At 53.6% G+C, this 5,006-nt stretch carries 6 protein-coding genes and 1 pseudogene; 6 read left to right on the top strand and 1 reads right to left on the bottom strand.

Going from position 1 to position 5,006, the window contains the following annotated elements; all coding sequences use genetic code 11:
• The 5 genes and pseudogenes from NW819_RS11030 to NW819_RS11010 all read left to right on the top strand — a co-directional run.
• Positions 1–507 (top strand): annotated as a pseudogene (locus tag NW819_RS11030) (dynamin family protein); the annotation flags it as partial.
• 47 nt (positions 508–554) lie between these two features.
• Positions 555–965, top strand: coding sequence for a KGK domain-containing protein (locus tag NW819_RS11025; protein ID WP_414413763.1), 411 nt, complete (start codon positions 555–557; stop codon positions 963–965).
• 190 nt (positions 966–1,155) lie between these two features.
• Positions 1,156–1,521, top strand: coding sequence for a KGK domain-containing protein (locus NW819_RS11020; RefSeq protein WP_414413762.1), 366 nt, complete (start codon positions 1,156–1,158; stop codon positions 1,519–1,521).
• 10 nt (positions 1,522–1,531) lie between these two features.
• Positions 1,532–1,948 (top strand): KGK domain-containing protein, encoded by a 417-nt coding sequence (locus NW819_RS11015; protein ID WP_414344169.1) that lies wholly within the window; start codon positions 1,532–1,534, stop codon positions 1,946–1,948.
• 2 nt (positions 1,949–1,950) lie between these two features.
• Positions 1,951–2,205 (top strand): HNH endonuclease, encoded by a 255-nt coding sequence (locus NW819_RS11010; protein WP_414357979.1) that lies wholly within the window; start codon positions 1,951–1,953, stop codon positions 2,203–2,205.
• A gap of 69 nt (positions 2,206–2,274) precedes the next feature.
• Here NW819_RS11010 and NW819_RS11005 read toward each other — a convergent pair whose 3' ends face one another.
• Positions 2,275–3,267, bottom strand: coding sequence for a YgfZ/GcvT domain-containing protein (locus NW819_RS11005; protein ID WP_414413761.1), 993 nt, complete (start codon positions 3,265–3,267; stop codon positions 2,275–2,277).
• Between the two features lie 94 nt (positions 3,268–3,361).
• Here NW819_RS11005 and NW819_RS11000 point away from each other — a divergent pair, with 94 nt between their 5' ends.
• Positions 3,362–4,897 (top strand): hypothetical protein, encoded by a 1,536-nt coding sequence (locus NW819_RS11000; protein WP_414413760.1) that lies wholly within the window; start codon positions 3,362–3,364, stop codon positions 4,895–4,897.
• Positions 4,898–5,006: the final 109 nt, after the last annotated feature.

The raw sequence follows: 5,006 nt of genomic DNA, 5'->3' as shown, positions 1-5,006 counted from the left end.
GACGCAGAGCCTGGAATCCGACAATTACTCAAGCTTGACTTCGAGCCGAAAATTAACCAGACAGTGCGTTCTAGCTTCCGACAAGAGACCAACAACACTCTAAAAACTCAACTATTGCCGGTTGCCAAGCAAGTAGCCGACGAGATTTTACAAAAGTACCCAGAAGCAAAGCAGTTCATGGAAGCAACTCTCAGGAAAGAGGCTGAAGAGAAAATTGCGCTTAACCAACAGCGGCTGAAAGAACTGGAGGCAAGCATAGACAAGTACAACCAAGCTGTTTCTGGGATCAACCTCTGCTTGCAAGCTTTGGGCCTCAATCGTGAGATGCTGCCCTTGATTACTCGTCCTGAACCTTCCTCTGTTGGTGAGTCAGTTCAAATTTTGGCAAGTCTTCCTGAACAGCAAGTAGGTGACAGCAATGCAAGCGAAGCAGTCGCTCTTGGTCGTTCTACACCCATAGACGAGAGTTTTCCAGAGTTGGATAGCATTCTCGATGATTTGAGATAGAGCGGCTTGTCTTTGTTTTTGGCCTTTCACTTGATCCAGATAAAGTCATGGGATCCAAATCAATACCTCTACAGCAGCACCCAGAAGGGATCCTCTCTGTAAGGGAGAAAACTTTCAAGGTTGCCAACTTGGTCAAAGCAGCCCAAGAGGACTTGACCAAGAAAGAAGAGCTGCATCGCTTGTTCATTGCGGCCTTGAGATCCTCAGGGATCCTGCCGCCGGAAGACTTGCTCAACATTGCCAGTAGCCTTCTTGCTCCCAAGCCAGAAGAAAAATTGTTGCAAGAAGCGAAGTGGTTTGGGCAGGGACTTGCTTGTCAGCTCTTGGTGCCAGGCAAGAAAGATTGGGAAAAAGGCAGAGTCAGATTGCGGATCATTGTAGAGTTTGAGCCAGAGGATACAGGCTCAGAGGGCGGCAGTGAATCCCCTCTAGATGACCTTCGCGGAGGTGAGGAATAACTTAACTGGAAAAATGCACCAGGAGGTTGATCCAGGAGGTTGATCAAGTGCCAGATAATCTTTCTGAACAAGCTCAAGATTGCTTTAGCGAGCTCGACAGCCCTCCAGATCAGGAGGCATTGGATCTCTTTTGGATGACATTCGGGGAGATGTCAGTCAGTAAAGTCTGTTAGCAATAGGAGACAATGCCGTGGTCGATCCGATAGTTTTTAGGTCAGATGATAGGGAAACTGTCGTTGAAATTGGTGATCAAGTCTACCTTCCAAGTAGCTTGCATAGAGCAATTATTAATTACCTTCTTTCAGATACTTTACAGACAAACGGTTACCTTAAATCAAGAAAGGTTTATGCGGACATTAGAATGCTCGTGGATGGAATAGAATCTAGAGTCTTACAGCCCAGAAAGTCGTGGATCTCTGGCAAGATATCAGTCAAAGTTTATCTCGAGTTTGTTCCTGATGACCCATATAGAGATTCTGGAGATAGCGCTCCCAGAAAACTAGAGGATTCTATACTGGATGATTTACGGGCTGTTCAAGTTGTCTCTATGTCTTGAGGTCGATAAGATGACAAAAACATCCATTAATCTTAGCCAACTGGGAGACGGAGTTATCACTTTTATCAACAAGAACAATAAGCAGAAAGTCTACATGATTTCCAAGCTTTGCGATTCTATCAATTCTTATTTCCTGAGGTTTGACCAAATGGGAAGCGGACTAAACAGTCACTTGAGTTCGTCTGAGATACAAACAGGTATTCCCTATGAAGATCAGGTTCATTTTTTCCATAAAGGAGTTCCATGCTCGATTCTTTCTCCTAAAACTAACGGTTGGCAGACCGGTAGAGTAAAAGTAAGAGTAGAAGTTACGATTGACTTTTATCCTGACAATCCTGAATTTCTGATAAAAGAACCCGACCAAGAGATATTAGAACCTCTAGATGAAAAGTCTCCACTGGACGATCTTCGCAGTATGGATGAATAACGATGAAAGAAAGAAAATCCGGCGAAAGGATTTTAATTCCAGCAGCCGTGCGGGAGTATGTTTTCCAAAGAGACGGCTTCCGTTGTCGCGGTTGCGGAAAGTCGCCCCCAGAGGTTCAGCTTCAGATCGATCACATCATCCCCATTGCCCAAGGGGGCAGCAACGACATCAGCAATCTGCAAACGTTGTGCAAAACCTGCAACCGACGCAAAAAGGATCGACGGGATCCCCGCTTTCGCCGCCACTTTGACCTATAAGTTCTGGATCCTTTGCCCGCGTTTCTCCCTTGAAGCGGGAGAGGGGAGGTCTCTGCCGCAAAAACAATCCTAGACAATAGGCGGGAAACTCAAAAACGGCATTCGGGTCAGGACTCCCGGCGCTGAGCCGACTTCAACTTCCAGCCCCTCGGCAGGATTGAATTTGGTGCGCACGTATCCCAATCCCAGGTACTCTTGCGAAGTTAGGCCTGCACTGGTCAGCAGCCCAATCTTTTCCCCCTGCCGCAAAATCTCTGTGCCAGGATGAGCTTCTCCTTGGAGGCGGATCCCCCACAAAGTTTGCCGAATGCGCCGGTAGGTTACCTGCTTGGCCAAGACTTCCTGGCCAACGTAGCAACCTTTGTCAAGGGAAACAGCTCGCCACAGGCCGGCTTCTAGGGGGTTGTAGTCTGAGGTCAGCTCTCGGTCGGCGGCGGGGCGACCCGCTTCTAGGCGGAGGACTTCCCACAGCTCAGGTGGGGCCAGCTTGGCTCCGGCTTGGAGCAAGCATTCTTCAAGAGCGACTTTCTGGTCAATGGTGCCCCAGAGGGTAAACCCCGGCTGGGCAAGACCCGTGCCACAAGCCAGATGGACAGGGATCCCCTGGATCTCCACGGGGCGGTGCTCATGAGGCCCGGTCGGGATCTCTTCTGAGCTCACCACTTGCTCCAGGAGAGCCTGACTCTGGGGGCCGAGCAACCCAAAACCAAAGGTCTGGTCCGTCTCATCTTTCAACTGTGCTCCCCGCACCAAAGGCAGCATGCGCCCCAAACTCTGCATCAGCAGGCTGCGCCGCTGGGGCGAAGTCCAGATCCAGCAGTCTTCTTCTCCCACGTACACCGTGGCCAGATCCAGGATGCCGGCGGTGGGGGTCACGAAAACCGTGTCGGCCCCCTGCCCTGGCTTGAGGGCCTTCAGATTTTGGGTGCTTCGGTTGTGCAGATAGTCCAAGCCTGGGGATCCCTTCATGCGCAAACGGCCCCACCTGGAGCGGTCTAGAAGCAGGGATCCCGTCTGTGCAACGGGTTGGCCCTCCGTGGAAACAGCAGCTAGAAGAGACATCGCTCACCCCAGAGATGGGCTTTGGTTTTCTTCTCTACCCTAGAATAGGCTAGTTCACCCTACCGTCTGTGGCAGATCCCCGGCGTACTGAACCGTGATCGAGGTTGAAGTCCACCAACAGTTGCGGCAGCTTTTGCGGCAGTCTCCCGAAGCCCTGTGGCCCCACCAGTTGACGATGGCTCGCATGGTGGCGCGAGGGTTGCGGTTGGGTCGCAGCACCTTGATCCAGGTGCCTGCTGGGGGTCAGCACCGCCTCAGTTATCTGCTGCCGGCCCTGATGTGGCCCAACCCCACCTTGCTCTGCGCTACAGCTCCTGTGCAGGCGCAAATTTTGGGGGAAGAGATCCCCTGGCTACAGCACACCCTGCAGTTGCATAAGCCCGTCCTGCAAAAAGACCGTTGGCCGGATCCCGATTTCCAGGGGTTGCTGTTGGTGGATCCCCTGGATTGGCTGCAAGCTCGCTTGAGAAAGGGATCCTCGCAAGTGCCGACAGGGATCCCTTTGATCCTGGATGGAGCCGAAGACCTGGAAGATTGGGCCTACCAGGCGCTAACGGTGACCCTGGAAGCCAGCCATTGGCAACAGCTCCGGCAAATCTTCCCTGCCGAGGCGGAGCAGCTCTCCCAGGTTCAGGTCAATTTGTCCCTGCAGCTTTTGCGGCGGCCTCTTTCCCGCTGTCTGCTTCATGCGGATGAACAGGTTCACCTGGATGCTGTGCTGTCTTTGGTGACAGGCTACCCCGGCTGGCTGCCGGATCCCTGGGATCAGATCCGCCGAAGACTTAGCTCTGAGCGGGATCCCGTCTCCAAATGGATTTGGTGGGCCGAAACCGACCGAGAAACCGGTCGCCTCACCCTTCACCACAGCCCGGCGGCTCTGCAGGATTGGTTGGCCCCCATTTGGGCCACACAGCCGGTGGTGATTATTGGGGAAGCGCTGGATCTGGATCGCCAGGCGGAAACCTACCGGCGACGGTTGGGCTTGCCGGATCTGACGCCGTTGCGGTTTGCCTCAGGCGAGGGTTGGCCCCGTTCCGGCGGGGCGGAGCTTTCCCTTTACTTGCCGCGCCTGCCCTTGCCCAACAGCCCTCTATTTCGGGATCACCTGCTGCAAGAGCTGAAAAACTTGATCCCTCAAGCGCAAGGCTTTGTGGTGGTGTTGGTGTCGGATCAACCTCTGCAGGCACAGGTGGGGGCGGCTTTGGCTGCCGAATTCGGCTCGCGGGTGCGGGTAAACAGCCCTTTTCCGGGCGAAAAGGGCATTTTGGTCTGCGACTGGCCCTACTGGCTGCACCACAAGGCCGGCTTGCCTCGCCCGGAACTGATGGTGATCGCCACTTTGCCCTTCCCTTCTGTGGAAGACCCAAGGGTGGCCGGACGGGTGCAATATCTGCAACGCACCCAGCAGGACTGGTTCCGTCAGTACCTTTTGCCGGTGGCCGCTGCCCAGTTGCAACGGGCTGTTGCGCCTCTACGGCAAAGCTCTGATTCGGGAGAAGACCCCAGCTCCCCCACTCGATGGGTGGCTATTTTGGATAGCCGCATTATCGTCCGCAGCTACGGCGTCTCTCTTCTCAATGCCTTGGGGCCAACTTTACGGGTCGAGCAGCGCAGCCAATTGTTCGTTTAGGGATCCCTGGGCCTCTTGCGCCAGTTGGTTGATGGTGATGGATTGGTTTTGCCTGAGCGATTGAGAGAAGGCTTGTTCAGAACAGAGGGGGAGATTTGTATCCTAGAGA

This window comes from Synechococcus sp. R8-2, from assembly GCF_047461715.1.
Taxonomy (GTDB): Bacteria; Cyanobacteriota; Cyanobacteriia; order Thermostichales; family Thermostichaceae; genus Thermostichus.
Note: the sequence above shows the minus strand (reverse complement) of the source record. Positions and strands in the feature narration are given on the sequence as shown.